This is a genomic window from Achromobacter pestifer, assembly GCF_902859625.1.
GTDB lineage: Bacteria > Pseudomonadota > Gammaproteobacteria > Burkholderiales > Burkholderiaceae_B > Achromobacter > Achromobacter pestifer.
This window is the reverse complement of sequence record NZ_CADIJX010000004.1, coordinates 224745-250445: the sequence shown is the minus strand read 5'-3', so window position 1 is coordinate 250445 and position 25701 is coordinate 224745. Positions and strand designations below refer to the sequence as shown.

Annotated in this window: 23 protein-coding genes; 14 read left to right on the top strand and 9 right to left on the bottom strand. The window is 64.2% G+C overall.

From position 1 onward, the window contains the following. Window positions 1-17 precede the first annotated feature (17 nt). A complete protein-coding gene (locus HV753_RS16960; protein WP_175175669.1) occupies window positions 18-794 on the top strand; it encodes a fused MFS/spermidine synthase in 777 nt (258 codons plus the stop codon). Window positions 795-818: 24 nt separating this feature from the next. Here HV753_RS16960 and HV753_RS16955 read toward each other — a convergent pair whose 3' ends face one another. Both HV753_RS16955 and HV753_RS16950 read right to left on the bottom strand, forming a co-directional pair. Beyond that, window positions 819-3086, bottom strand: coding sequence for an FdhF/YdeP family oxidoreductase (locus HV753_RS16955; RefSeq protein ID WP_175175668.1), 2268 nt, complete (start codon window positions 3084-3086; stop codon window positions 819-821). Between the two features lie 9 nt (window positions 3087-3095). After that, on the bottom strand, window positions 3096-4403 hold the full coding sequence (locus tag HV753_RS16950; RefSeq protein WP_175175667.1) for a chloride channel protein: 1308 nt from the start codon (window positions 4401-4403) through the stop codon (window positions 3096-3098). A 280-nt stretch (window positions 4404-4683) separates the two neighbouring features. Between HV753_RS16950 and HV753_RS16945 the strand changes: the two genes are divergently transcribed. From HV753_RS16945 to HV753_RS16935, 3 genes are read left to right on the top strand one after another with little or no spacing between them, the layout of a single operon-like run. Beyond that, window positions 4684-5361, top strand: coding sequence for a CsgG/HfaB family protein (locus HV753_RS16945; RefSeq protein WP_175175666.1), 678 nt, complete (start codon window positions 4684-4686; stop codon window positions 5359-5361). Window positions 5362-5373: 12 nt separating this feature from the next. Continuing rightward, a complete protein-coding gene (locus HV753_RS16940; RefSeq protein ID WP_175175665.1) occupies window positions 5374-5862 on the top strand; it encodes a DUF4810 domain-containing protein in 489 nt (162 codons plus the stop codon). Window positions 5863-5864: 2 nt separating this feature from the next. Next, window positions 5865-6512: a DUF799 domain-containing protein gene (locus tag HV753_RS16935; RefSeq protein WP_175175664.1), complete on the top strand. Its 648-nt coding sequence runs from the start codon at window positions 5865-5867 to the stop codon at window positions 6510-6512. On the opposite strand, the gene HV753_RS16930 is transcribed toward HV753_RS16935, so the two are convergent. Beyond that, a complete protein-coding gene (locus HV753_RS16930; RefSeq protein WP_175175663.1) occupies window positions 6497-7483 on the bottom strand; it encodes a TIGR03571 family LLM class oxidoreductase in 987 nt (328 codons plus the stop codon). The two genes, HV753_RS16935 and HV753_RS16930, sit on opposite strands and share 16 nt — an antisense overlap. 12 nt (window positions 7484-7495) lie before the next feature. After that, complete coding sequence (dkgB, locus tag HV753_RS16925) at window positions 7496-8299, bottom strand: 2,5-didehydrogluconate reductase DkgB (protein WP_175175662.1); 804 nt, start codon at window positions 8297-8299, stop codon at window positions 7496-7498. A gap of 123 nt (window positions 8300-8422) precedes the next feature. On the opposite strand from dkgB, the gene HV753_RS16920 reads away from it, so the two are divergent. Together HV753_RS16920 and HV753_RS16915 are read left to right on the top strand one after the other, a co-directional pair. Beyond that, a complete protein-coding gene (locus HV753_RS16920) occupies window positions 8423-9337 on the top strand; it encodes a LysR substrate-binding domain-containing protein (RefSeq protein WP_175175661.1) in 915 nt (304 codons plus the stop codon). Window positions 9338-9422: 85 nt separating this feature from the next. Further along, window positions 9423-10316, top strand: a complete 894-nt coding sequence (locus HV753_RS16915) for a DUF4261 domain-containing protein (RefSeq protein WP_175175660.1) — start codon at window positions 9423-9425, stop codon at window positions 10314-10316. On the opposite strand, the gene HV753_RS16910 is transcribed toward HV753_RS16915, so the two are convergent. Continuing rightward, window positions 10300-11517, bottom strand: a complete 1218-nt coding sequence (locus HV753_RS16910) for an MFS transporter (protein ID WP_175175659.1) — start codon at window positions 11515-11517, stop codon at window positions 10300-10302. The genes HV753_RS16915 and HV753_RS16910 overlap by 17 nt on opposite strands. A gap of 97 nt (window positions 11518-11614) precedes the next feature. Between HV753_RS16910 and HV753_RS16905 the strand changes: the two genes are divergently transcribed. After that, the gene (locus HV753_RS16905; RefSeq protein WP_175175658.1) at window positions 11615-12553 is read left to right on the top strand and encodes a LysR family transcriptional regulator; all 939 of its coding nucleotides are present in this window, start codon (window positions 11615-11617) and stop codon (window positions 12551-12553) included. Window positions 12554-12575: 22 nt separating this feature from the next. After that, window positions 12576-13277 (top strand): hypothetical protein, encoded by a 702-nt coding sequence (locus tag HV753_RS16900; protein ID WP_175175657.1) that lies wholly within the window; start codon window positions 12576-12578, stop codon window positions 13275-13277. Here HV753_RS16900 and lhpI read toward each other — a convergent pair. Then, on the bottom strand, window positions 13274-14227 hold the full coding sequence (gene lhpI, locus HV753_RS16895; RefSeq protein ID WP_175175656.1) for a bifunctional Delta(1)-pyrroline-2-carboxylate/Delta(1)-piperideine-2-carboxylate reductase: 954 nt from the start codon (window positions 14225-14227) through the stop codon (window positions 13274-13276). The genes HV753_RS16900 and lhpI overlap by 4 nt on opposite strands. Window positions 14228-14642: 415 nt before the next feature. On the opposite strand from lhpI, the gene HV753_RS16890 reads away from it, so the two are divergent. The 5 genes from HV753_RS16890 to HV753_RS16870 all read left to right on the top strand — a co-directional run bounded on the left by HV753_RS16890 (window position 14643) and on the right by HV753_RS16870 (window position 21436). Beyond that, a complete protein-coding gene (locus HV753_RS16890) occupies window positions 14643-15581 on the top strand; it encodes an ABC transporter permease (protein WP_175175655.1) in 939 nt (312 codons plus the stop codon). Beyond that, a complete protein-coding gene (locus HV753_RS16885) occupies window positions 15578-16483 on the top strand; it encodes an ABC transporter permease (RefSeq protein WP_246288301.1) in 906 nt (301 codons plus the stop codon). The genes HV753_RS16890 and HV753_RS16885 overlap by 4 nt, the downstream gene beginning before the upstream one ends. 46 nt (window positions 16484-16529) lie before the next feature. Beyond that, on the top strand, window positions 16530-18107 hold the full coding sequence (locus HV753_RS16880) for an ABC transporter substrate-binding protein (RefSeq protein WP_175175654.1): 1578 nt from the start codon (window positions 16530-16532) through the stop codon (window positions 18105-18107). Window positions 18108-18207: 100 nt separating this feature from the next. Beyond that, entirely contained in the window at window positions 18208-19662 is a 1455-nt protein-coding gene (locus HV753_RS16875; protein WP_175175653.1) for an amidohydrolase family protein, read from the top strand. Window positions 19663-19675: 13 nt separating this feature from the next. Then, window positions 19676-21436, top strand: coding sequence for an ABC transporter ATP-binding protein (locus HV753_RS16870; protein ID WP_175175652.1), 1761 nt, complete (start codon window positions 19676-19678; stop codon window positions 21434-21436). Between the two features lie 7 nt (window positions 21437-21443). Here the strand turns inward: HV753_RS16870 and HV753_RS16865 are convergent, their stop codons facing one another. Further along, window positions 21444-22103, bottom strand: a complete 660-nt coding sequence (locus HV753_RS16865) for an aspartate/glutamate racemase family protein (protein WP_246288300.1) — start codon at window positions 22101-22103, stop codon at window positions 21444-21446. A 77-nt stretch (window positions 22104-22180) separates the two neighbouring features. Between HV753_RS16865 and HV753_RS16860 the strand changes: the two genes are divergently transcribed. Continuing rightward, window positions 22181-23137 (top strand): LysR family transcriptional regulator, encoded by a 957-nt coding sequence (locus HV753_RS16860; protein WP_175175650.1) that lies wholly within the window; start codon window positions 22181-22183, stop codon window positions 23135-23137. Here the strand turns inward: HV753_RS16860 and HV753_RS16855 are convergent. Continuing rightward, window positions 23134-24066 (bottom strand): N-carbamoyl-D-amino-acid hydrolase, encoded by a 933-nt coding sequence (locus HV753_RS16855; RefSeq protein ID WP_175176193.1) that lies wholly within the window; start codon window positions 24064-24066, stop codon window positions 23134-23136. The two genes, HV753_RS16860 and HV753_RS16855, sit on opposite strands and share 4 nt — an antisense overlap. Window positions 24067-24148: 82 nt before the next feature. After that, window positions 24149-25618, bottom strand: coding sequence for a dihydropyrimidinase (hydA, locus tag HV753_RS16850; protein ID WP_175175649.1), 1470 nt, complete (start codon window positions 25616-25618; stop codon window positions 24149-24151). Window positions 25619-25701: the final 83 nt, after the last annotated feature.

The following is a 25701-nucleotide window of genomic DNA, read 5'->3' as shown; positions in this document are numbered from 1 at the left end:
TTACCCGCCCGCCCCAGATGTCCGACCCTATTACCCCCGCCGATGCACCGCAACCCGATGAGCCGGCGGCCATCCACCGGCCCTTCGTCCAGAACAACGGCACCCGCCGCACGCTGCATTTCACGCAGAAGGAAATCCAGAGCAGCATGTCCGTGCTCAATCCCGATGCGCTGGAACTTGAGTACACGCGGATGATGATGGGTTTCGTGCTGTTCAATCCCGAGCCCGCCCGCATCCTGATGGTGGGTTTGGGGGGCGGTTCGTTGCCGAAATTCTGCTATCGCCACCTACCCCAGACGACGATCGAGGTGGTGGAAATCGACCCCGCCGTCATCGCGCTGCGCGACGCCTTCATGGTGCCGCGCGACGATGCCCGCTTTTCGGTGATCCAGGCCGATGCGGCGGAGCACCTGCGTGGCCTGTCGGATCACGCCGATGTGATCTTCCTGGACGGCTTTGGCGTGGGCGGCATTCCCGATGCGCTGTGTTCCGAGGCGTTTTACGCCGACTGCCACCGCGCGCTGCGCGATGACGGCATGCTGGTCATCAACTTCCACGTCAACCACCCGATGCATCACGATTACCTGGACCGCGTGCGCGCGGCGTTCGGGCCCGCGATGTTCGAGGTGGTGGATGACGACATGACCAATAGCATCGTCTTCGCCTGCAAGGGTGACTTGCTGAATGACCCGGCCGCGGCCGAACTGAAGCGTCCGGCCGCCATCGCCAAGGATGCGTGGCGGCAATTGATGCCGACGCTGCGGGTGATCGGCGCAACGCTGGAGCTTCGATAGCCCGCACCGCTGCGCCATGCACCGCTAGGCGGCTTTCCTGATCACCACGGGGATCGACTTATAGCTGGGCGTGCCGCTTTGCTTGTCCTGATAGTCCAGCGGGCAAAGATTGTTGGCTTCGGGGTAGTAGGCGCCGACCGAGCCGGGCGCGATGTCATAGGCAATGGCCGTCAGCCGAAGCTGGCGATGGGATTCGCCGGCCAGGCCCGTGCTGATGTCGACCGCATCGCCATGTTCCAGGCCGTGCCGCTGCAAGTCGGCCGTATTCATGAACAACACGTCGCGCCGGCCGAAGACGCCGCGATAGCGGTCGTCCAGGCCATAAATGGTGGTGTTGTATTGATCATGGCTGCGCAGCGTGGTCAGCTTCAGACTGCCGGGCACGACGGCGCCCAGATCTTCCTGCAAGCCCTGGAACGGTAGAAACTCGGCTTTGCCCGACGGGGTCTTCCAGATGCGTTCGGTGGCTGGCAGTGACAGGCGGAATCCGCCGGGCTTCAGGATGCGTTCGTTGTAGCCGCGAAAATCGGGGTAGACCTGTTCGATCAAGTCGCGGATGCGTCCGTAGTCTTCAATCAAAGAGAGCCACGGGACGCGCGTGTTCGGCAGCGTGGCGGCCGCCATGCCGGCGATGATGGCGGGCTCCGAGCGCAGGTGCTCGGACGCCGGTGCCAGCTTGCCGCGCGAGGCATGCACCATCGACATCGAGTCTTCCACGGTGATCGATTGCGCGCCGGTGGCCTGCACGTCGCTTTCGGTGCGGCCCAGCACCGGCAGGATGATGGAGTCCCGCCCGATCAACAGGTTCGACCGGTTCAGCTTGGTGTTCATGTGCACCGCAAGTTCCAGCCGGCGCATGCCGGCTTCGCATTGCTCGGTGTCTGGTAGGGCCATCGCCAGGTTGCCGCCCAGGCAGATCAGCACGCGGGTGTAGCCGCTGGCCATCGCCTTCATCGCGTCAACTGCGTCGTGTCCATGGCGCTCTGGCGGGCGGAAGCCAAAGGTTTTTTCGATGTTGTCGAACATCACCGGATCAATCTTTTCGGTGATGCCGACGGTGCGGTTGCCCTGCACGTTGGAGTGTCCGCGCAAGGGGCAGATGCCGGCGCCGGGCCGGCCGAAGTTGCCGCGCATCAGCAGCAGCGCGGCAATCTGCTGCACGTTCTGCGTGCCGCGCGCGTGCTGCGTGATGCCCATGCCGTAGGTCACGATGGTGGCCTTGGACTTGGCGTAGGCGGCGGCAACCAATTCCAGATCGGCTTGCGTCAGCCCGCTGGCCTGTTCGATGTCGGCCCAGGCGGTGCCGTCCAGGTCTTCGACGTAGGCGTCAAAGCCGTTGGTGTGTTCGGCGACGAAGGCATGGTCAATCGCCCCGGGCTCGCGGCGGTCTGCCGCCAGCAGCGCCTTCATGATGCCCTTGAGCGCGGCCGCATCGCCGCCGACCTTCACCTGGTAGTAGGTGGAAGCGATGCGCGTGGAGCCCAGCGTGCCCATTTCAATCGCGTTCTGCGGATCGGCGAAGCGCTCCAGCGCACGTTCACGCAAGGGATTGAACACGATGATGGGTACGCCACGGCGCGCGCATTCGTGCAAGGTGCCCATCATGCGCGGATGGTTGGTGCCGGGGTTGTGACCCATCGAGATGATCAGATCGCAGACGTCGAAATCATCCAAGGACACCGAGCCCTTGCCCATGCCGATGGCTTGCGGCAGCCCGACGCTGGTGGCCTCGTGGCACATGTTCGAGCAGTCCGGGAAGTTGTTGGTGCCGAACTCGCGTGCGTACAGGCTGAACAGAAAGGCGGCCTCGTTCGAGGCGCGGCCCGATGTATAGAATTCGACCATATCGGGTTCCGGCACGCTGGCCATCGTTTGTCCGATGCGGGCGAAGGCTGCCTCCCATTCGATGGCCTGGTAGGTATCACTGGCGGCGTCGTAGATCAGCGGGTGTGTCAGGCGCCCGGCATCTTCCAGGTCGTGGTCTGTCCACGTCAGCAGTTCGGTGACGGTGTGGGCGGCGAAGAACTCCGGGGTGACGCGCTTCTTGGTGGCTTCCCACGTGACGGCTTTGGCGCCGTTCTCGCAGAATTGGAAGGTGGAGGTATGGGCCTTGTCCGGCCAGGCGCAGCCGGGGCAGTCGAAGCCGTCGGGCTTGTTGGTGCGCAATAGCAGCACGGGTGCTTCGGCGATCCGCATCTGGTCGGCGACGGCCTGGGCGGTGGCTTTGAGGGCGCCCCAACCGCCTGCGGGTGCGTCGTAGCGATGGATACCGGTCAGGTTGCGTGTTTTCATGCGAATTTCTCAAGAGGTATTGCGTATCGGCTCGCCCGTGGCCGCAGAGGTCCGGGCGGCGCGGGCCGTGCAAAAATGGCGTGCCGCCGTGGAGCCTGCCACAGCCAGGATGATTGGCACCAGAAAACCCTGGTCCACGCGCGTGAATTCCGTAATCAGCACGATGGCGGTCAGCGGCATGGTCATCGATGCCGCCAGGAACGCCGCCGCGCCAACGACGGCGTAGGCGCTAAGCGGTGCGCCTGGCCAGGCCAGGCTCCACAGGCCACCCAGAACAACGGCCAGCAGCGCGCCGATGGCGATGCCAGGGGTCAGCAGGCCGCCAGAGGCGCCCGCGCGCAGTGAGCTGCTGGTGATGGCGACTTTCAGCACCAGCAAGGTCGCCGCCATGCCGATGGTCAGTTCATTGCTGAAGCCCAATTGGGCCGCGCCTTTGCCGTTGCCCAGCAGCGCCGGCAGCAGCATGGCAAGGCCGCCGATGAGCGTGAAGTTCACAAGCGCGGCCACCGGCAATTGCCAGCCGCGCGCGGCGTGACGGCGGGCGGCCGATGTCAGCTGGACAAAGCCATGGGCCGCACAGCCGAAGATCGGTCCCGCCAGCACTGACCAGACGATCAGGCCAGCGCTGACCGACATGGCCGGAACGGCGTACTGGATTTCATTGCCCAGGCCGATCCACGCGACGACGGCGCCGATGCAGCAAACCGCCAGGGCCACGGCGGCGGCGGGCCAGGCGAAGGTGCCCAGCAGCACCTCCAGCACGAAGAGCGCTGCGCCCAGCGGCACGTTGTACACCGCGGCCAAACCGGCGCCCGCGCCGCAGGCCACGATCAGGCGATGCTGGTCGGCCGGCAAGCGCAGCCAGGCGGACAACCGGCTGGCCGTCAGCGCGCCCACTTCACGCGGCGCGACCTCGCGGCCCAAGGGCGAACCGAGTGCGACGGTGATGATTTGCAAGGTGGCGTGCGCCAGCGTGGTCTTGGCTGGCATGCGGACGGTGGGATCCTGCACCGCCTGGGCCACGCCGACCAGGGGCCGGCCATAGCGGTAGATCAACCACCAGCCGCCGCCGGCAAGCAGGCCGCAGATAACCAGCACCAGCAGGCGCCGCTTGCCGGCGGCGGCTTCGACTCCTTGTAGAAACGACTCATGACTGATCACGTGGTCCAGGCTGTAGCCGTAGGCCAGGTGCTGGACGGCGTGCAACAGCATGCCCAGCAACATGCCGCCCAGGCCGGCGATAAGGCCGGTCAGCAGGACGGCAATAGACAGTCTGGCGCATAACCACGGCGGGTCTTCCGCCGACACGTTATTCATTTCCGGCAACTCCTGTCGGGCACGCAGAAGCAAGCGTTTGCAATGCGCTTCAAGGAAGCAGTGTATGCAGGAGATTGTCAAAGAAATGTTATCGAACCGGCGTGCGATATGGGTACGGACGGAATTCGAGATCCAAGAGCGAAGAGGGTTAAAAAGGGTTTAGTTCGTCCCTTAATTCAAAAAAATATTAAATGTATTGAATTGTTTATAATCATTAATCCTTTCCGTAATTACAAATGCCGCCAGGGTGCGTAGATGAAGAGGCTGGCAGGAGAAAAAAATGTTGAATAAGGTTGTGAAGATTGGCGCATTGGTGATGTTGTCAGCGGTCATTTCAGGCTGCGCCACCGAGCGCTCGCAGGCTTTGGCGGTACCCGCCGTGGCTGCGGCCAGCAAGCCTTATCAAGGCGTTCGCAGTCCGATCTCGGTTGGAAAATTCGACAATCGAACCAATTATCTGCGTGGCGTGTTTTCGGACGGCGTGGACCGCCTGGGTGGTCAAGCCAAGACGATTGTGGTTAGCCATCTTCAACGCAGCGGTCGGTTCCAAGTCATGGATCGTGAGAACCTCACAGAGATTGCGCAGGAAGCCGGATTCAACAAAAAAGCCAGCCAGATCAAGGGCGCGCGCTATGTCGTGACGGGGGATGTGACGGCGTTTGGCCGCAAGGTGACCGGCGACCAGCAACTGTTCGGCATCCTGGGACGCGGCAAGGAGCAAGTGGCTTACGCCAAGGTGGATCTGAATGTGGTCGACGTTACGACGTCCGAGGTTGTGTATTCGGCGTCCGGAGCAGGCGAGTACAGCTTGTCGAACCGTGAAGTGATTGGCTTTGGCGGGACGGCAAGCTACGACTCCACGCTGAATGGCAAGGTGTTGGATCTGGCGATCCGCGAAGCCGTCGATCGTCTGGTTGAGGGCATCGAGCAAGGTGCCTGGCAACCCGCCGCTAATTAAGGGGATTCCGTCATGTTGAGCTTGCAGGCGATGCGTCGCCAGAACACCTATGCGCGTGCCGGACGTGGCTTGGCGATTGCGGGGCTGGCTGGGCTGCTGAGCGCCTGCGTTCAACAGCCCAAGCCCATGTATAGCTGGCAGTCCTATCAGCCGTCCGTCTATGCCTATCTCAAGGACGATGGCGCCGACAGCACGCTGCAAATCCAAGCCCTGGAAAAGAACATCGAAACGGCGCGCGCCGCGAATGTCGAATTGCCGCCGGGCTTCCGCGCTCATCTGGGCATGTTGTACCTGAAGATGGGCGACGGCGATAAGGCCGCAGAGCAATTGCAGGGCGAAAAGGTGGCATTTCCCGAGTCTTCGCCGTTCATGGATTTTCTGATGCGAAACGTGAGCAAGCCGAAGGATCCCGCCGTGGGCGAGGTGGCACCGGGCGCAGCATTGCCTGACGCGAATTCCAAAGCGCCCGCCGAGGCGCTTACATCGAAGAAGGGGGCGTGATCATGATCAGGATGTTCCGAGTCGGCCTGCTGGCCGCCGTCACCTTGTTGGCAGGGTGCGTCGCGCCGCAGAAAGACGTGGATTACACGGCATTCCGCGAGAGCAAGCCGGGTTCGATACTGGTGCTGCCGCCATTGAACGTTTCGGTTGATGTCGCTGCCGCCGCAGCCGTGTTGGCCCAGGCGACCTATCCGTTGGCTGAGTCTGGTTACTATGTGATTCCCGTTGGCGTGATGGACGAGACGTTCAAACAGAACGGCATGAGCACACCCGATGAGATTCATGAACTGCCGCCGGCCAAGCTGCGTGAAATTTTCGGTGCTGATGCCGCGCTCTACATGACTGTCAAGCAATACGGATCCTCGTATGCCGTATTACAAAGTTCGGTCACGGTGGAGATCGACGCTCAACTCGTCGATCTGCGCAACGGCGCCAAGTTGTGGTCCGGTACCCGGCAAGTGGTCCATGCCAACAGTAGTAGCGGTGGTTTGTTGGGCATGCTGATCCAGGCTGTGGTGGATCAGATCGTCAATAGCCTGTCGGATCGCAGCTATGGTGTGGCTGGCATGACGAACAACATGCTGCTTAGCGCCGGCCAGCCGGGCGGCATCTTGTACGGCCCGCGTTCGCCTCGCTACGAGACGCAGTAAGTCTGCGTCTCGTCTTCATTTTCGCCGCGATGGGTTTCTTTGCACGATTCGGCATGAAAATGCGGCAGGACTTCCTCTGCGATTTCGCGCAGGGTCTCGTCCAGTGGCCGGGTATTGCGGCGCAGATGCAGGCCAATGTGATGCACGCCCGAGGCATGTAAAGCACGTAGTTCTTCGATCAGCGCATGGCGGCCCGTGCGCGCGCCGAAGCGGAACCGGTGCAGCGGCGCGTTGGCGTCTTCGACCAGATCCAGATGGATGAAGCTGATATAGGGCTTGTCGCCCGCGACGCGACGCCAGGCGGCGGCACGATGCAGGTGGTCGTCCGGCGTGCCGGGATAGGCCAGGCAGCCGTCCATGTGGGCGCCGATCCACTCTGGCGTTTGCTGCGCCAGGCCGGCGACCAGCAGCGGCAGGGCTGACGGCGGCCGCGGCAACATGGCCAGGCCCGGCGGCAATTGCGCACGGGCGTTATCGCGCAGCAAGGCGATCTGTTCGCGGAACGCCGCGCCGCGCGAGGCAAAGTCCCGGTCAAACAGCGGGTATTCAACCGGGCGGTCGCCGCTGGCCACGCCCAGCAGCAGCCGGTCATGGCTCAGGTGCTGGATGGTCGAGGCGGACTTCAGCGTCAGCAGCGGTTCGCGCAGCGGCAGCACCACGGCTGCCGTGCCCAGCAGGATGTCGCGGGTGATCCCGGCCAGATACCCCAGGTAGCTGAAGATCTCGAAGACCTGGGCCGCATCGCCGAAGTTGGGGTCGTACACGGGCACGTCGCGCACCCATAGTGCACGAAAGCCCAGATGGTCGGCCAGGCAAGCCAGATCCGCGTGTTGTTGCAGATCCGGCTCGCCGGGCAGTCGGCCAGACAGCCGCCGGGACGCTTCGCCGGCGGGGGTCCAGTCGTGGTCCAGCGGCGCTTCAAGACCAATGCTGAAGCCGCCCGCCTTCAAGGTGTCCAATGCGGTGGTCATGGCGATGGTCTCTTAGTCCCAGGCGGCGGCCAGGCCTTCGGGGCTGACTTCGCGGCCATTGCGTTCCAGCGCGGCAATGGCGGCCATGTCGTCTGCCGTCAGGCGCAGTTGCTGCGCGAGCAGGTTGCTGGCCAGGTTCTCGCGCTTGGTGGATGACGGGATCACGGAGTAGCCCAGTTGCAGCGCCCAGGCCAGCGCAACCTGTGCGGGCGTGGCGTCATGGCGTTCGGCAATCTGGTTGATCACGGGATCCTTCAGCACCTTGCCGTAGGCCAGCGTCATGTAGGACGTGACGTGAATGCCCTGTTCTTTCAGGAAGGCGGTCAGCGCGGCGTTCTGAAGATACGGGCTGAGTTCGATCTGATTGGTGGCGATCGCTTCGCGGCCAATGGCAGCGATGGCCGCGCGGGTTTCCGCGATGGGGAAGTTGGAAATGCCGATCTGGCGGGTCAGCCCTTGCGACTGGGCTTCAGCCAGCGCGGTCATGAATTCCGCGACGGTCACGCCATTGCCCGGCGCCGGCCAATGGATCAGCGTCAGGTCCACATAGTCGGTGCGCAGCTTGGCCAGGCTGTCTTGCAGGCTGGGGATGAGCTTGCCCTGGGCATAGTTCGGCACCCAGATCTTGGTGGTGATGAACAGGTCTTCGCGGGCCACGCCCGATTCAGCGATGGCTTGGCCGACCTCGGCTTCGTTCTCGTAGATCTGCGCGGTGTCGACGGCACGGTAGCCGACGTCCAGCGCGTTGCGCACCGAATCAATGACGACCTGGCCTTGCAGACGGAACGTGCCGACGCCAAATGCGGGAATGCTCATGTAAAACTCCATGGTGGATGTGCGGTGCCAGGCGATGTTGCCCGGGAATGCAGCTAGTGTGCCCGCGCGATACTTGCGGAAAAAGCCCTGTATCAGCGAAAGACTTTTGATATAACGTCAACTATGAAAACCACACTCGACGAAATGCAGGTCTTTATCGCCGTGGTCGACAGCGGCTCCATCACTGCTGCCGCCGACGTGCTGGGACAGACCATTTCCGCGACCAGCCGCACGATGAGCCGGCTGGAAGAGAAGTTGCAGACCACGCTGATGCGGCGCACCACGCGCCGGCTGGAACTGACCGAAGAGGGCAAGACCTATCTGGAGCAGGTGCGGCGGATCGTGGCATCAGTGGAAGAAACCGAGGAACTGATGAACGTGCGCCGCAATCAGCCCGCCGGGTTGTTGCGCGTGGACGCGGCGTCGCCCTTCATGCTGCATGTGATCGCGCCGCTGGTGCCCGGTTATCGCAAGCGCTATCCGCAAGTGGAGCTGGAGCTCAACAGCAACGAAGGCAATATCGATCTGCTGGAACGCCGCACCGACCTGGCCATCCGCATCGGCCGGCTGAAGGATTCGTCGCTGCATGCGGTGCCGCTGGGCGCGAGCCGCGTGCGCGTGCTGGCCAGCCCGGGCTATCTGGCCGCGCACGGAACGCCCAAGCGCGTGACGGATCTGGCCTCGCACACGCTGCTGGGTTTTTCGCAGCTGGAATCGTTGAATGCATGGCCACTGCTGGATGGCGATGGCCAGCCGCTGCACGTCAAGCCGGGCGTACGCGCGTTCAGCGGCGAAACGTTGCGGCAATTGGCGCTGAACGATGGCGGCATCGTTTGCCTGTCGGATTTCATGACGCGCGGCGACCGCGACGCGGGGACGTTGCAGCAGGTGCTGGTCAAGCAGACGCAGGACGTCAGGCAGCCAATCAACGCGGTGTACTACCGCAACACCGCGATCTCGTCGCGCATCAAATCCTTCATTGACTACGTGGTCGAGACGATCGGCAAAGACGGTTTCCTGGAGCCTGCCGCACGGTGAGAGATGTGTCGATTGGCGACAGCGGCGTTGCGCGGCATGGGGCCAACCTTATACTGCCCCCGTTTATTTTCCAGGTCTCCGAATCATGAGCATCTTCTCCCGTTTCTTTGGTCGCAAGGAAGAATCCGCTGACGCGCGCGCGCTGGCGGCCAACCCCGCCATTGAGAATCCGCTGAGCTTGCAGGTGCTGTTCGCCGCGCCGCTGGCCATCACCGACGACACGCTGACGGCGGCGTTGCGTGCCTACCATCCGTCCATGAGCCAGGCGCGCGCCGAGATCGCGCCCGACATGCCGGAATTCCTGGGCCTGGTGGGATGGGACAAGCATGTGGTGCGGTTGGTGGGGTTTGACGCGCCCTATCCCAAGGACGCGCTGGAAGCCTGCGTGGCGCCGGCGCATTACCCGGCCACGTTGAAAGACGAGATCCGCGGCCACGCCAGCCACCTCATCCTGTACTACGCAGGCTTTGAGGAAGACCCGCTTGAGCAATATGTGGCGCTGGCCGCCGTGGCGGGCGCGTTGACGGGGTTTGGGGCGATGGCCGTGCTGAATGAGCACGCGCACGCATCCTTGCCGGCCGGCGTGTTTGATGCCGAGTCGCTGGGCGACGAAAGCCTGGACCTGCTGCGCACGCTGCCGTTGAACATGCTGTATTGCGGCTTCGTGAAGTATGAAGTGGAAGGGGTGGAAGGCGTGTGGATGCGCACGTATGGCGGCGATGTGTTCGGCCTGCCCGACTTCGCGGCCTTGGCCAACGGCCACCACGAAGGCGAGACCTACTCGAACATGTTCAACAACATCATGGGATACATGCGCGAGAGCGGCGCCGAGCTGGCCGCCGGACACACCATGCAGATCGGCGAAGACGCCTACATGAAACTGCGTGATCCGGCCAAGGAAGAGTATTACCTGGACGGTCCCGGCCACGTGCTCGTGGCCGAGATCATCACGTCGGATCAGATCAACACGCCCGAGTAAGCACGGCGCGTCCAAGCAAACCGGGCCATGCCCGCAGGCCTAGCGCTGCCGCCGCCGCGACGGTCGCCACCAGCGTGACGCCAGCCCAGCCCCAATGCGCCAGTGCCAGGCTGCCCAGCGCGCCACCGGCCGCCATGCCGATGAACACGCCCGTCATCAGGATGGCGTTCAGTCGGCTGCGGGCGGCGGGGTCGATGCCGTAGACGATGCTCTGATGCGCGATCAGCGAGGTCTGGATGCCCAGGTCAAAACCGATGGCGCTGCCTGCGATCAGCCACAGTGCGGCGTGCGGCGACAGCAGGGGCAGGAAGAACATGGCGGCGAACGACACCATCGTCAACGCCGCGCCCAGGCTGGCGACCGCATGCGGTCCACGGGTATCGGCCACGCGGCCCGCCAGCGGCGCGGCCAGCGCGCCGGCCGCGCCGGCCAAGCCGAACGCGCCCGCAGCGCCTGCGCCCAGATGGAACGGCGCACCGTGCAACATCACCGCCAGCGTCGACCAGAACGCGCTGAACCCCAGCGACAACAGGCCTTGCGCGGTGGCGGCACGGCGCAATCCCGGATGTTGGCGCCACAAGGTCAGCAAGGAACCCAACAGTTCGCGGTAGGCCAGCTGTGTTGTCGGCACAAAGCGCGGCAGGCCTCGCCACAGCGCCACGCCCAATGCCACGATGGTGACGGCGGCGGCGACAAACATGACGCGCCAGCCGAACTGTTCCGCCACGAAACCGCTGACCACGCGCGACAGCAGAATGCCCAGCAACAGGCCGGTCATGACGGTGCCGACGGTCTTGCCGCGTTGCGCGGGAGGCGCCAGGTGGGCCGCGGCGGGCACGATGTCCTGCGCCAGCGTGGCCGACAGGCCGACCACGAAGCTGGCCGCCAGCAGCATGCCGATGGAGGGCGACACGGCGGCGGCAAGCAGCGCCAGGCTTAGCACCGCGGCCTTGATCAGGATGATGTGCTTTCTGTCGTGGCGGTCGCCCAGCGGCGCCAGCATCAGGATGCCGAAGGCATAGCCCAGTTGCGTCAGGGTGGGAATCCAGCCCAACGCTTCGGCGCTGGCGCGAATCTCCGCGCCCAGCACGCCCAGCATCGGTTGGCTGTAATACAGGGACGCAACCGACAAGCCGGCGCCGATGGCAAGCAGGAAGACCAGGCCGCGCGACAGCACGGCGGGGGAAGAATGGGAAGACATGTGGGTTATCCGGTGGATCAGGTACGGGGCAGATTCTGGGCGCCGCCCGGGGGTTTTGGTAGCCGATCCCGCGGTACATCCGTTATACGATAGACGTATGAGCACCCCTGCCCTGAACGCCGCCGCCGCAGGCACCGACCGCCTGCTGCTGATCGAAACCTTTGTACGCATCGTCGAAGCCGGCAGCTTGTCGGCCGCCGCCGCGCAGATGGGGGGCACGCAGCCCACCGTCAGCCGGCGCCTGCAATTGCTGGAACGCACGATGGGGGTGCGGCTGCTGCAACGTTCCACGCACGCGATCCGGCTGACGGAAGATGGGCAGCGCTGCTACGAACGCGCCAAAGAGCTGATCGCCACCTGGCAATCGTTTGAAAGCGAAGTTCGCGGCGCGGGTGATGAACCGATCGGCACCTTGCGCGTGGTGGCCCCCCATGCGTTCGGGCAGGACCAGTTCGTCGAACCGCTGGCCAAGTACCTTCAGCAGTATCCGAACATGCGCGTGGAGTGGCTGCTGCATGACCGCATGCCAGACCTGATCGCCGAGAACGTGGACTGCGCGATTCGCGTGGGGGCGGTGACGGACCCGTCGGTGATCGCCGTGAAGCTGGGCGAAGTGCCGCGTATCGTCATCGCGTCGCCCGCCTTGTTGCAGGGAGCACCGGTACCGCAACAGCCTGCCGAGCTGGCACGCTTGCCCTGGCTGGCGCTGCGCACCTTCTACCGCACCGAAGTCAGCCTGACGCATTGTGGGTCGGGTGAGTCCGAGCGGTTCGGCATCCAGCCGCGCCTGTCCACCGACGGCTTGCACGCGCTGCGCAAGGCCGCCGTGCTGGGTTTGGGCGTGGCGTTGGGGTCGGCCTGGGCCATGCAAGAGGATCTGGCCGCCGGCCGGCTGGTGCATCTGGCGCCGCAGTGGCGGGCGGATCCGTTGCCGGTGTCGCTGGTGTTTGCGCCGTCTCGGTTCCAGCCGGCGCGGCTACGTCGTTTCATCGAGATCATGCGCGAACATCTGCCGGCGGAATTGGCGGGCGGCTGACGCGCGACAGGAGCCTTATCGCATGCGTAATCTGGATTTCAGTTCCTGGCAGGGCCTGCTGTCGACATTGCTTGGGCTGGCGCTGATCACGCTGATCGGCGTGGGCATCCGGTTGCTGGTCATGCAGACGATTCAGCAGCGCCGCGCGCGCGAGAACCGGCAGATCAATGAACGGCTGCGCACCTTGATCGCGGCCTACAAGACGCTGGGCGGGTCATTCACCGGCAATCTGGCCGTCGACCCCCGGCACCTGCGCGACGTGAAGCGGCAGGCTGCCGAAGAGGCGGCCGCAGGCAACGACGCCGATCCCGATTGGCCCAATGGGGAGCGCGCGCGCCGGATGCGCGACGCGGCGGAAGCCGCGCTGTCCGACATCATCCTGCTGGGCACGGAAGACCAGGTGCGGCTGGCGGCCCAGGCGGCGGCCGACCTGGTGGCCGGGCGTCCGGTGCATACCGCCGAACTGGTGGTGTCGCTGCGCGACTTCATCCGCCAGGTGCTGGACCTGGAACCCGTGCCGGCACAGTTGCAGATTCCGAAGCAAGGCCCCGCCCGGCCATCCTCGACGGCGCGCGGCAAGGCAGACGGCGGCGCGAAATCAGGCGGGGGCGGCCAGGGTGGCCAGGGCGGAGGCGCCGGTGGCGGCGGCGCCATGGGGATTGGCGGTGGCGCGGCGGCTGGCGCGCTGTTCGGTTCCGATCCCGACCGCGATCGTCAACCCTAGTCCGCAGTGGCTTGCGCGCCGCCCACCGACTCGTACACCAGCGTGGCCAGCGTCAGGTCTTCCAGCGCGCTGCCCACGGCCTTGAACACCGTGATTTCCTGATCGTTGCGCCGGCCCGGGCGTTGCCCCGTGGTCAGTTGATGCAGATCGCCCTGGATGGCCTCGCGCGTCAGCACGCCGGCGTCGAAGGCGGACAGCAGGTCGCCGGACTTGGTGGGCGCCTCGTCGGTGTCGACGTAGACCGTCGTGCCGTCGAAGCAGGCGGTGTCGGTCTCGCGCATTTCGGGCTTGAAGCTGCCGATCAGGTCCAGGTGGACGCCGGGGCGCAACCATGCGCCCTGGATCAGCGGCACGGTGGACAAGGTGGCGCAGCTGATGATGTCCGCCTGGCGTGCGGCGGCTTCCAGATCGGTGGTGGCCTGGGCGTCAAAACCCTGGTCGCGCAGGCTTTGGGCCAGCGCCTCGGCGCCCGCCGTGCGCACGTTCCACACCCACACGCGCTGAATTGGCCGCACGGTGCGCATGGCCTGAGCCACCAGCCCGGCGATGCGGCCGGAACCCACGATCAGCAGCGTGCTGGCGTCCTGGCGGGCCAGATAATCCGCGCCCAGCGCCGCGGCGCCCGCCGTGCGGTAAACGGTGACGATGTCGCCGTCGACTTGCGCGATGGGCACGCCGGTCGTGGCGCTGTACAGGTTGTACGTGGCGTGCAGACCCGGCAAGCCAAGGTGGGTGTTGTCAGGGAAGATGTTGATGATCTTCACCCCGAAGTAACCCCGGTCGCTCCAGGCCGGCATGATCAGCGTGGTGCCGTGGGCCGTGCCCGACTGGATGGCATGGACGTGCCGCGGGGGCACCGTGGCGCCATCGCGGAAGGCGTCACGCAGGGCGGGAATGACGGCGTCGAAGGACAGGGCGTCCCGGGTCTGTTCAGTGTCGATAAAGCGCATGGGATCGCTGCCTGAAGAGGGTCAATCAATCAAAGGGCCGCAGGCAGTCTAGCAGCGTGGCCGGGTAGCTGTCCGGCAGGCATGGCAGGCCGACCATCGGGGTCTATCAATCTTTGCGCAGGCGTCATAACACCCCGTTATTGGGTGCCCGTGGCCGTTGCGGAATAAATCCTGTAAATCCCTTATGGATCAATCTCTTGCGCCGTTCTGGCCAAGCGGTGGGCGAATGCCTGCATAGTGGATTTCCCTGGGTCCACGCGGCTCGGGCGCACTGGCATTCTTCGACCACCGTAAGCCCTCCGGGGCCCAACAAGAGAGGTTGCTTCATGCCGAGTTCCGTTCACCCCGTCCAAAGGCAGCCCGTGCCGGGTCGCCGCGCCGGCGGGCCGACTCCCGCGACTGGAGCCAGCTTGGCATGATCCGGCAATTGCTCAACCGCCTCTACATCTCTCTGCCGGTCCTGCTGGGCGTGATCGTGGTGTGCTTCGTGCTGCTACAGGTGGCGCCCGCCGACCCCGCCGCGGTGATCGCGGGCCCGACCGCGACCACCGAGGAACTGGCGCAAGTCCGTCAGGAACTGGGCCTGGACAAGCCGTTGCTGGTCCAGCTGACCGGCTACATGTGGCGCCTGGCGCATTTGGATCTGGGCCGTTCAATGATCTCCAATGTGCCGGTGATCGACGAGATCGGCGGCACGATCGGCGCGACTGTTGAATTGATGCTGGCCAGCGTGATCTGGTCGATTCCTCTGGCGATCCTGCTGGGCACGTTGGCGGCATATCGCCGCGGCAAGCTGATCGACCGCTTTGTCATGACCTTGTCAGTGGTCGGCGTGTCATTGCCTGTGTTCTGGGTCGGCTTGCTGCTGGTGCAGTACGTGGGCGGTGCCGGCATCCTGCCCTACATCGGCCGCAACGGGCCGCTGTGGACGCTGGCCGGACTGGCCTCCATCGCCCTGCCCGCGTTGACCCTGGGATCGGTGCTGATCGGCCCGGTGGCGCGCATCACACGCACCGCCGTGATCGAAACGCTTAGCGGCGACTACGTGCGTACCGCGCGGGCCAAGGGGGCGGGCGAGCGCCGCGTGGTGCTGCGCCATGCACTGCGCAATGCCTTGCTGCCGATCGTGACGCTGGTGGGTCTGCAAGTGGGCAACTTGCTGGGCGGTGCGGTGGTGACCGAACAGATCTATTCCTGGCCGGGCGTTGGCCGCATGGCAGTGGGCGCAATCTTCGCGGGCGACTTCCCGCTTGCTCAAGGCGCGATCCTGGTCACCGCGCTGGGCTTCATCATCATCAACCTGATCGTGGATCTGCTTTACGGCTATCTGGATCCGCGAGGACACAAATCATGAGCGCAGGTTCGACTTCCTCCATGGGCGCGTTGCCTCCCCAGGCCATGGCCACGCCGCTGGCGCGCATCGCCGACCGGCTGCGCCGCGATCCCATCTTGTTGCTGTCGCTGCTGGCCGTGATCGCCATCGTGCTGACGGCGCTGTTCGCGCCCTGGCTGGCGCCGCACGATCCGTACTCGACCAATATGTCCATTGCCCGCAAGGTGCCGGGCTGGGTGTCGTCGGATGGCATCCGCTACCTGTTGGGCACGGACGTGCAGGGCCGCGACATCCTGTCGCGCATCATCTACGGCATCCGCGCCACTCTGATGCTGAGCGTGTTGGCAGTGATCGGCGGTTCGGGCATCGGTGCCGTCCTGGGCATCCTGGCGGCCTACTACCGGCCGCTGGAAGGCGTGATCATGCGCGTCGTGGACGTGCTGCTGTCGTTCCCGGCCATTCTATTTGGCCTGAGCCTGTCCGCGCTGCTGGGCCCGGGAACCTTGTCGATGGTGCTGGCTCTGGGCGTGTCGGCCATTCCCGGGATGGCGCGCATTGCGCGCGGCTCGGCGATGGTGGTGATGAAGCAGGAATACATGGAAGCCGGCCATGCAATGGGCTTTGGCAACTTCTACCTGATCACGCGCTACCTGTTGCCGAACTGCTCGTCGATGCTGATGATCTACGCAACGCTGCAACTGGGCCACACGATCCTGCTGGGCTCGGTGCTGTCGTTTCTGGGCTTGGGCCCGCAACCTCCCTTCGCCGAGCTGGGCAGCATGGCTGCCGACGGCCGCAAGTTCCTCCAGATCTTCCCGCACATCTCCACCATTCCCACGATGTCCATCTTCTTCATCGTGCTCGCATTCAATCTTCTGGGCGACAGCCTGCGCGATGCGCTGGATCCCAAGCTGCGTTTTTGAATCGCGCGTGACCCAAACAACACACCACAACGGGGAAACCACCATCATGAAGCTCATCAAAGGCCTGGCCGCGGCGCCCTTGGCACTGACCTGCCTGCTGGCCGCGCCCACGCACGCCGTCGCGCAATCCGACAAGACGGTGTTGATCCTGCGCGAACTGGACACCGACAAGTACGACCCGCACCGTACCACCGCGCGTGGCGCGGCGGAAGTGCTGTTCATGGCCGCCGACACGATGGTGGGCCTGGACTACGACATGAAGACGCCGGTGCCCGCGCTGGCCAAGAGCTGGACCGTGTCGCCCGATGGCCTGACCTACACGTTCGCCCTGCGCGACAACGTCACGTTCTGCAGCGGCAAGAAGATGACGGCCAAGGATGTGGTGGCCAGCTACGAGCGTTGGTTGAATCCAGAAACCAAAGGCCTGGAGCGCTGGCGCGCTGGTCCCGTGGACAGCATCACCGCGCCCGACGACGTCACCGTCGTCTACAAGCTGAAGAAGCCCTACAACGAGCTGCTTCAGCAGATGGCGCACTACATGCACTCGGTCATCAACATCGACCAGGTCAAGGAGCTGGGTCCGGACTATGGCGTGAAGGCCTTCGACGGCACCGGCCCGTATTGCTTTCAAAGCTGGTCGCCGCGCAACGAAGTGGTGCTGACGCGCCACGCAGGCTACAACTGGGGCCCGACGATCTACAAGGATCCGACGCCCAAGGTCGACAAGATCGTCTGGAAGATCGTGCCCGAGGAAAGCACCCGGCTGACCGCGCTGCAAAGCGGCCAGGCCGATTTGTCGCGCTACCTGCCGCAGTGGGCCATCAAGGACCTGAAGGCCGACAAGCGTCTGTTCGTCAGCAAGGCCGACCCGTTCTACTGGACGTTCTTCCTGGGCTTCAAGATCGACAAGCCCATGCTGACCGACGTGAACGTGCGCCGCGCCATCAATCTGGCCATCAACCGCAAGGCGCTGACCGAAGCCATCACCTTCGGCGAAGCCGTGCCGGCCACTGGCATGCTGGCGACCTCGACGCCCGCTGGCGCAAACGACGCCTTCCGCTATGACCCCGCCATGGCCAACAAGCTGCTGGACGAGGCCGGCTGGAAGAAGCAGTCCGATGGCTACCGCTACAAGGATGGCCAGAAGCTGTCGCTGCTGCACTATGGCATCACGGGTTACTGGAAGGACATCATGGAAGCCGTCCAGGGCGACATGAAGAAAGTCGGCGTGGACCTGCGCGTGCAATTGTTTGATTCGACCTCCGCCTGGGGCAAGCTGGCCACGCAGGAATTCGACGAATTCAGCATGAGCTTCGGATACATGAGCACGGGCGAAGCGCTCAACAGCTACTTTCTGTCCAACAGCGTTCCGACGCCCAATCGCATGAACTGGAAGGACGCCGATACCGACAAGTGGCTGGCTGAAGGCAGCGAAGCGCTGGACGCGAAGGAAGGCGACGCCATCCTGTCCAAGGCGTTGACCAAGATCTCGGACGGCGCCGCGTGGATTCCGCTGTACCACGACTCGCTGTATCTGGTGGGCGGCCCCCGCATGAAGCCGATGCGTGCGCATGGCATTTTCGGCGCTGCGGCCTACAAGGGCCTGGACATCGAGCTCAAGTAAGCAGGGCGCATCCATGCCGCCTCGGCTGCATGGATGCTTCAGGAATTCCGCGTCTTTCCCCTTCCGCCTTTTCATCCTTATGCCGCACAGAGAGCCTCCCGTGAGTGACACCCAACAAGCCCGCATCACCCATTTCAAGAACCTGTCCACACTGGTTGGGTGGGACGAGGAACTGGGTTCGCACGTCTATATCGAAAACGCCGACCTCGTGATGCGCGGCAATACCGTCATCCACGCCGGCACGGGCTACACGGGGCCGGCGGATAGCGTCGTGCCGGGCAACGGCCTGATGGCGATGCCGGGCCTGGTCAACGTTCATACGCATCCGTCTTCCGAACCGGGCAACCGCGGCCTGTTGGAAGAACTGGGCAGCGACAAGCTGGGCCAAAGCTCGTTGTATGAATACATGCCCGTGTTCCGCATGGGCATTGAAACCGCGCAATACTCCAACCAGGTGGCCGTGTCCGAGATGCTGCTGTCGGGTGTGACCACGTTCGTGGACATGTCGCTGCCGCGTCCAGGCTGGGCCGATGTGGTGGCCGGCACGGGCATCCGGGGCGTGCTGGGGCCCATGTTCCGTTCTGCCGCCTGGCGCACGACCGACGGCCATTCGGTGGAATACACCTGGGACGAGGCCGGCGCCGCCAAATCGCTTGAAGCCGCGCTGGACGTGGCAGACAGCGCCATCAATCACCCCAGCGGCCGCTTGTCGGCCATGCTGTGCCCGTCGCAGGTGGACACCTGCACGCCGGCTTTGCTGAAGGAAGCCCAGGCGGCCGCGCGCCGCCTGGGCATTCCCATGCAGATCCATGCCGCGCAAAGCGTGGTGGAATTCTCGGAGATGACGCGCCGCCACGGCCGCACGCCCATCGAATGGTTGGACGATCAAGGCTTGCTGGACCGTGATCTGATCATCGGCCATGGAATTTTCCTGAACGATCATCGCACGCTGTACTGGCCGCATGCCGACGACTTCGGCTTGCTGCAACGCTCGGGCGCGCATGTGGCGCACTGTCCCACCGTGTTCGTGCGCCGGGGCATCGCCATGAGCTTCCTGGGCCGGTACCTGCGCGCGGGCATCAACGTGGGCATTGGCACCGATACCTTCCCGCACAACATGCTCGATGAGATGCGCCTTGCCTGCTATGTGGCTCGCCTTCAGGCCGGCCACTTCCGCGCTGCCTCTACCGAGGAAGTGTTCAATGCCGCGACGGTGAACGGCGCCAAGATGCTGGGGCGCGACGATATCGGTCGCATCAAGGTGGGTGGCAAAGCCGACTTCTCGCTGGTGAACCTGTCGCATCCTTTCATGCGCCCCGGCCGCGAGCCGCTTCGCAGTCTGATCTATTCCGCCGGCGACCGTGCCATCCGCGACGTCTATGTCGACGGCGAAGCGGTCGTGAAGGACGGCCAGTTGCTGACCATTGATATCGAACGTGCCATGCAGGAAGTGGAACGCGCCCAGGCGCAAACGATCGCAACGGTGGCGCAGCGCGACTATGCCGGCCGCGCCATCGACGCCATGTCGCCGCGTGTGTTCCCCAGCCGCGCGTAACGGAGAGTTCTTGATGAGCGAGACACTACTGGCGGTTGAAGGCCTGAGCGTGGAGTTCGGCGCGCGCGCCAAGCCGTACCGCGCCGTGAAGTCGTTGGACTTCACCATCGGCCGCGGTGAAACGGTGGCGCTAGTGGGTGAATCCGGTTCCGGAAAATCGGTGACGGCGCTGTCGATTCTGCGCCTGATCGAACGCGCCGGCGGTCGCATCGCCTCGGGTGTGGCCCGCTTTGTGCCGCGCGACGGTCGGGAGGTGGATCTGTTCGGGCTGGAGGAATCGGCGCTGCGGCGCATCCGTGGCAACGAGATCTCGATGATCTTCCAGGAGCCCATGACTTCGCTGAATCCAGTGATGACCGTGGGCGACCAATTGGCAGAAGTCTATCTGCTGCATCAGGATATCTCGCGCGAGCAAGCCTGGGCGAAGGCCGAAGCGATGCTGGTGGCGGTGAAGATGTCAGAGCCCCACCGCCGCATGACGCAATATCCCGGTGACCTGTCCGGCGGCATGCGTCAGCGCGTGATGATCGCGATGGCGCTGGCCTGCCGGCCGCAGTTGTTGATTGCCGATGAACCGACGACCGCGTTGGATGTGACCGTGCAGGCCGAGATCATCGACTTGATCCGCGACTTGCAGCGCGAAGTAGGCATGGCTGTGCTGTTCATCACGCACGACATGGGCGTGGTGGCCGAGATCGCTGATCGAGTGGTCGTGATGCGCCATGGCGACAAGGTCGAGGAAAACGCCACGGTCGCGCTGTTCGACGCGCCGGGGCAGCCCTACACTCGCGACCTATTGGCCGCCGTGCCCAAGCTGGGGGATGGCTCGCCCGACGAGGCCGCCGTGCAGGACCGGCCCAACGTGCTGGAAGTGACCGGACTGGCCAAGCGCTTTCCCGTCAAGGCGGGCGCCTTCGGCAAAGTGGTGGCGAATGTGCACGCGGTGGAAGGCGTGTCGTTCAATCTGCGCGCCGGCGAAACGCTGGCGCTGGTGGGTGAATCCGGGTCGGGAAAGTCGACCACGGGACGTCTCTTGATGAAACTGGTGCAGCCCACTGAAGGCGCCATCCGCCTGGTGGGCCAGGATGTCACGCATATGTCGCCCGACAAGATGCGCGACATGCGCCGCCATATCCAAATGATCTTCCAGGACCCGTATGCGTCTTTGAATCCGCGGCTGCATGCGTGGGACCTGGTCAGCGAGCCGCTGAAAGTGCATGGGGGCCACACGCGCGAACAGCGCCGAGAGCGAGCTGCGCAGTTGTTGGAACGTGTCAACCTGCCGCGCGAGTTCCTGGATCGGTACGCTCACCAGTTCTCCGGCGGCCAGCGCCAGCGCCTTTGCATTGCACGCGCGCTGTCGGTGAATCCGAAGATCATCGTGGCGGATGAGCCGGTGTCGGCGCTGGATGTGTCGGTGCAGGCCCGTGTGATCGAACTGATGAAAGAACTGCAAGCCGAGATGGGGCTGTCGTACCTTTTCATTTCGCACGACATGGCCGTGGTGGAAAAGGTCAGCCATCGCGTGGCCGTGATGTACATGGGGCAGATCGTCGAGATCGGACCCACGCAGGAAGTGCTGCACCGTCCGCGCCACCCGTACACGCAACGGCTGCTGTCGGCGGTGCCGATTCCGGATCCGGCACGCCGGCATCAACGCACCGTGCGCGCCGCGCGCGATATCCCCAGCCCCATTCGCAAGGTGGGCGACAACCCGCAGGTGGCGCAGCTGGTGCAAGTGGCCGCCGGCCACTACGTGCAGCAGGCGGCATAGTGCTTCGTCAGGGCCGGCGTAGCAGCCGGCCCGCCGCCATCGCGACGGCGGCCTGGGTGGGCTCCACCACGGGCAGGCCGCAAGCGTCTTCCAGCCGATCGCGCAGGTCGGCCATGCCCGCGCAACCCATGATCAGCACGTCGGCGCCATGCACGTCGCGCAGGGTCTTGCCCACCGTCGTCATGCGCTGGAATGCCAATTCGGCGTCGGCCAGATCGCTGACTTTCATGTCCAACGCTAGCTCGCCGCAGATGCGGTCGGCCACCCCCATCGCGCGGAAGTAGCGCAAGTGGCGGGGAATGGCGGCACCCGCGATGGCGATCACGCCGATGCGCGTGGCCATGCTCATCGCGGTCAGCACCGAGCATTCGCCTATCCCCAGCACGGGTACCCGCACCAGGTCGCGCAGTCCGTGCAGGCCAGGGTCGCTGAAGCAGGCCACCACGAAGGCGTCGGTTGTGTCCGCTTCCTGAAGGAAAAGTCGCGCCATGGGCGCGATGCTGGCGTCGGCTTCAGCCTGGGTCTGGATGCCAGCGGGGCCGTCCGTGGACGTCAGGCAGCGGAACGCCAGCGGCAGATGGTCGAACGGCGCGACGGCGCGGGCGACTGCCTCCGTGACAGGAGTCAGGGAGTTCGGGTTTACGAGGGTGATACGGGCGATTGGCACGATTGAGTAGAATCCCTGCAAAAGAGGCGGACAGGCGCTGTGCGCGTATCGCTCAGGTCAAGAGGAAAGAAAGCAGCATGTCGGAATTACCCGGGAAGGTCCGGTCTGGACCGCTGAATCTGCGGCAGATCGAGGTGTTTCACGCCATCATGATCACGGGCTCGCTCAGCGCGGCTGGGCGGTTGTTGCACGTGACGCAGCCGGCCATCAGCCGCGTGCTGGCGTCGATAGAGCTGCGTCTGGGCTATGCGCTGTTTGAACGGTTCAAGGGCCGTCTGCATCCCACCAAGGAAGCGCGCAAGCTTTTTCAGGAAGTGGAATCCATTCAGGCGGGTGTCAACCGGCTGAACGATATGGCCTCCGGCCTGGCGGGCCACGGCGGCGGCCTGGTCAGCGTGGTGTCCAGCCCCAGTTTCGGCGAATGGCTGATTCCGGCTGCCACGGCAAAGTTCTGCGCCCGCAATCCTGGTGTGCGCATCCGCTACCGTCCGCTGGGCATGGACGCGCTGTTGCCCCAGCTGCTGCTGGGACACGCGGATATCGCGATTTCCACCTTCAAACCCGAACACCCCAACCTCATCACCAACGAGCTCTCGCAAGGTGAGATCGTCTGTGTGCTGCCCGCCAATCATCGGCTGGCGCGCGAAAGCGTCATTGAACCGTCGATGCTCAAAGGCGAGATGCTGGTGGGCTATGGCCCGGATACGCCGCTGGGCGAGACGTTGTTCAACTATCTGGATTCGCTCGGCCAGGTGCTGACCCCGGCGATCGAGGTGCGGTCGTCCCAGACGGCGTGCTCGTTCGTGCGCCAGGGCGTCGGCGTGGCCCTGGTGGACTCTTACGGCCTCACGGATTCGTTGATGCACGGCATCGTGGTGCGTCGTATCCAGCCAACGATTGCGCTCGCGGTGCACGTGTCCCATTCCCGGATCGAACCTCCGCCATCTATTGCCAAGGCTTTTTTGGCTCAGTTTTCCCAGATCGTCAAGAATGAATTGCCTGCGATGACGCAGGCAATCATCAACCGTGCCTAAACCACTTCCGGCACGGGCAGCGGTTCGCCCGCTCCGGTGCGTTCGGTGATCAGCTTGTAGTGGTGCGGGCTGCGGTGCTTGGCGAAGTTGAAGACGTGATCACGGAAGGTCTGGCCCATGCTCAGGTCGATGCGCGCCGTGATGACTTCATCTTCCTCGCCGCTGGAACGCGCCACGATTTCTCCGGAAGGCGCGACGATCATCGAACTGCCGATCATGTGATGGCCGTCTTCGTGGCCGCACTTGGCGGCAGCGCCGACCCACACGGCGTTCTGGTAGGCACTGGCCTGCAACACGATCTCGTGCGTGGTGGTGCGCCAGTGGGCCGGCTCGTCCCAGTGGATATTCAAAGACGGCGTGTTGTAGCCCAACACGATCAGCTCGGCGCTTTGCAGTGACATCACGCGATACGTTTCGGGCCAGCGACGGTCATTGCACAGGCACATGCCGATTTTCACGTCGTTGGTCTCCCATACGCCGAAGCCCAGATCGCCGACTTCAAAGAACTTCTTTTCCAGATGCTGGAATGGCGCGTCGACTTTGTGATCGGAATGGCCCGGCAAGTGGATCTTGCGGTATTTGCCGATGATCTTGGCGTTGCGGTCCACAAGAATGGCGGTGTTGAATTGACGGCCTTCGGGCGTCAATTCGGCATAGCCGAGATAGAAGCCGATACTCAGCTCACGCGCAGTGTCGAACAGTGGCTGCACGTCTGCATTGGGCATCGTCTTTTCAAAATATCGGTCCACGGCTTCTGCGTCTTCCATCCAATAACGGGGAAAGAAGGTCGTCAGGGCCAGTTCCGGAAATACGACGAATTCCGCCTTGCGGGCCGCGGCCTCGCGCATCATCTCGACCAGGCGGCGCACGACGACCGCGCGGGTGTCGGCAAGATTCACGGCGCCCATCTGGGCGACCGCCAGGCCCATTTTGCGGGAGGGGGTTGCGTTGCTCACGATATCAATCTCCAGGTGTTCTTATCGCAATGGACGAAGTGCGTTGTGCCGTGGATCACGGCTCGATGACATTCGGGAAAATCTTGCGCAGCAGGGCGGCGCGGGGCGAGATCTCGCGGGTTTTCTGTAACGGTGCCGGCAGGCCGCGCGCAATGAACCGGCCGCGGCCGCGTTCGGCATGCAGCGCGCGGTTGTCGACGATGACCTCGCCGCGGCTGATGACTGTGGTGGGCCAGCCCGTGACCTCGCGGCCTTCATAAGGGGTGTAGCCGACGGCGTCGTGCAGGCCGGCCGCGGTCAGCGTCAAGGTGTGTTCGGGGTCCCAGATGGCAATGTCGGCATCGGCACCCACGGAAATCGTGCCTTTCTTCGGATACAGGCCGTACATGCGCGCATGGTTGGTGGACGTCAGCGCCACGAATTGCTGCAAGGTCAGGCGGCCGCTGCGCACCCCTTCGGAGAACAGCAGTGGCATGCGTACTTCCAGGCCCGGCAGGCCATTGGCGATCTGTTTGAACGTGGTGGCCTCGCCCTCGGGCAGCTTGCCGGATTCGTCATAGCGGTACGGTGCGTGGTCGGATGACAGCAGCGCTAGCGTGCCGCTGTCCAGGCTTTGCCATAGGGCCTGTTGCGACACAGGATCACGCGGCGGTGGGCTACAGCAGAACTTGGCGCCTTCGACGCCGGGGATGTCGATGTCTTCGGCAGTCAGCAGCAAATAGTGCGGGCAGGTCTCGCCATAGACGGGTGCGCCCAGCGTCTGCGCGGCGTGGATCGCCTGTGCCCCGCCTTGGGTGGACACATGCACAATCAGCACCGGCACTTCCAGCACCGAAGCCAGGCTGATGGCGCGTTGCGTGGCTTCGTTTTCGGCGATCGGGTCGTGGCTGACCGCGTGATACTTCGGGGCCGTGTGGCCCGCGGCGAGCAGGTGGCGCGCAATCCAGCTGATCACGTCGTTGTTCTCGGCGTGCACCATCGGCAGCGCGCCTTCGCGCGCGGCAATGGCGAACACGTCCAGCAATTGTTTGTCGTCCAGCTTCAGCTTGTCATAGGTCATGAAGACCTTGAACGACGTGATGCCGGCGCGGATCAGCTCGGGTAGATCATGGTTAAGCGTCTGTGGCGTGGGGTCGGAAATGATCAGGTGGTAGCTGAAATCGATCACCGACTTTGCCGCGGCCGACGCTGCGTATTCCTCGGCGACCTGGCGTAGCGATTGGCCGCGATGCTGGGCCGCGAAGGGCACGATCGTGGTGTTGCCACCGTGGGCCGCGGACACGGATGCGCTGTACCAGTCGTCGGCGCAAAGCACGCCCATGCTGGATAGCTGCTCGACGTGGCAGTGGCTGTCGATGCCACCGGGCATGACCAGCCGTCCGGCGGCGTCGATGGCGCGCTTGCCGGCGGGCAGCTTCGCCGAAATGGCGGTGATGACGCCGTTGGCAATGCCGATATCGCCAATGAAATCGGCATCCGCCGTGACGATGCGGCCGTTGTGCAGAGTCAGATCGAAATCGGTCATGGAGTGTCTGGACGCAAGGGTTGCATGCCGTGTGCGCGCCAGGGGGCAGGCAACGGCTGAAGATGCAAGCATGCATGCGCGTG

Excerpts from the sequence above, each read along its gene's own strand:
- dkgB (WP_175175662.1), bottom strand. The coding sequence starts at position 8,299 with ATGAGCATTCCCGCATTTGGCGTCGGCACGTTCCGTCTGCAAGGCCAG.
- HV753_RS16885 (WP_246288301.1), top strand. The coding sequence starts at position 15,578 with ATGAGCGCAGGTTCGACTTCCTCCATGGGCGCGTTGCCTCCCCAGGCC.
- HV753_RS16955 (WP_175175668.1), bottom strand. The coding sequence starts at position 3,086 with ATGAAAACACGCAACCTGACCGGTATCCATCGCTACGACGCACCCGCA.
- lhpI (WP_175175656.1), bottom strand. The coding sequence starts at position 14,227 with ATGCGCTTTATCGACACTGAACAGACCCGGGACGCCCTGTCCTTCGAC.
- HV753_RS16960 (WP_175175669.1), top strand. The coding sequence starts at position 18 with ATGTCCGACCCTATTACCCCCGCCGATGCACCGCAACCCGATGAGCCG.
- hydA (WP_175175649.1), bottom strand. The coding sequence starts at position 25,618 with ATGACCGATTTCGATCTGACTCTGCACAACGGCCGCATCGTCACGGCG.
- HV753_RS16900 (WP_175175657.1), top strand. The coding sequence starts at position 12,576 with ATGCGTAATCTGGATTTCAGTTCCTGGCAGGGCCTGCTGTCGACATTG.
- HV753_RS16870 (WP_175175652.1), top strand. The coding sequence starts at position 19,676 with ATGAGCGAGACACTACTGGCGGTTGAAGGCCTGAGCGTGGAGTTCGGC.
- HV753_RS16855 (WP_175176193.1), bottom strand. The coding sequence starts at position 24,066 with ATGGGCCTGGCGGTCGCCCAGATGGGCGCCGTGAATCTTGCCGACACC.
- HV753_RS16860 (WP_175175650.1), top strand. The coding sequence starts at position 22,181 with ATGTCGGAATTACCCGGGAAGGTCCGGTCTGGACCGCTGAATCTGCGG.
- HV753_RS16920 (WP_175175661.1), top strand. The coding sequence starts at position 8,423 with ATGAAAACCACACTCGACGAAATGCAGGTCTTTATCGCCGTGGTCGAC.
- HV753_RS16945 (WP_175175666.1), top strand. The coding sequence starts at position 4,684 with ATGTTGAATAAGGTTGTGAAGATTGGCGCATTGGTGATGTTGTCAGCG.
- HV753_RS16935 (WP_175175664.1), top strand. The coding sequence starts at position 5,865 with ATGATCAGGATGTTCCGAGTCGGCCTGCTGGCCGCCGTCACCTTGTTG.
- HV753_RS16905 (WP_175175658.1), top strand. The coding sequence starts at position 11,615 with ATGAGCACCCCTGCCCTGAACGCCGCCGCCGCAGGCACCGACCGCCTG.
- HV753_RS16950 (WP_175175667.1), bottom strand. The coding sequence starts at position 4,403 with ATGAATAACGTGTCGGCGGAAGACCCGCCGTGGTTATGCGCCAGACTG.
- HV753_RS16915 (WP_175175660.1), top strand. The coding sequence starts at position 9,423 with ATGAGCATCTTCTCCCGTTTCTTTGGTCGCAAGGAAGAATCCGCTGAC.
- HV753_RS16910 (WP_175175659.1), bottom strand. The coding sequence starts at position 11,517 with ATGTCTTCCCATTCTTCCCCCGCCGTGCTGTCGCGCGGCCTGGTCTTC.
- HV753_RS16940 (WP_175175665.1), top strand. The coding sequence starts at position 5,374 with ATGTTGAGCTTGCAGGCGATGCGTCGCCAGAACACCTATGCGCGTGCC.
- HV753_RS16880 (WP_175175654.1), top strand. The coding sequence starts at position 16,530 with ATGAAGCTCATCAAAGGCCTGGCCGCGGCGCCCTTGGCACTGACCTGC.
- HV753_RS16890 (WP_175175655.1), top strand. The coding sequence starts at position 14,643 with ATGATCCGGCAATTGCTCAACCGCCTCTACATCTCTCTGCCGGTCCTG.
- HV753_RS16930 (WP_175175663.1), bottom strand. The coding sequence starts at position 7,483 with ATGACCACCGCATTGGACACCTTGAAGGCGGGCGGCTTCAGCATTGGT.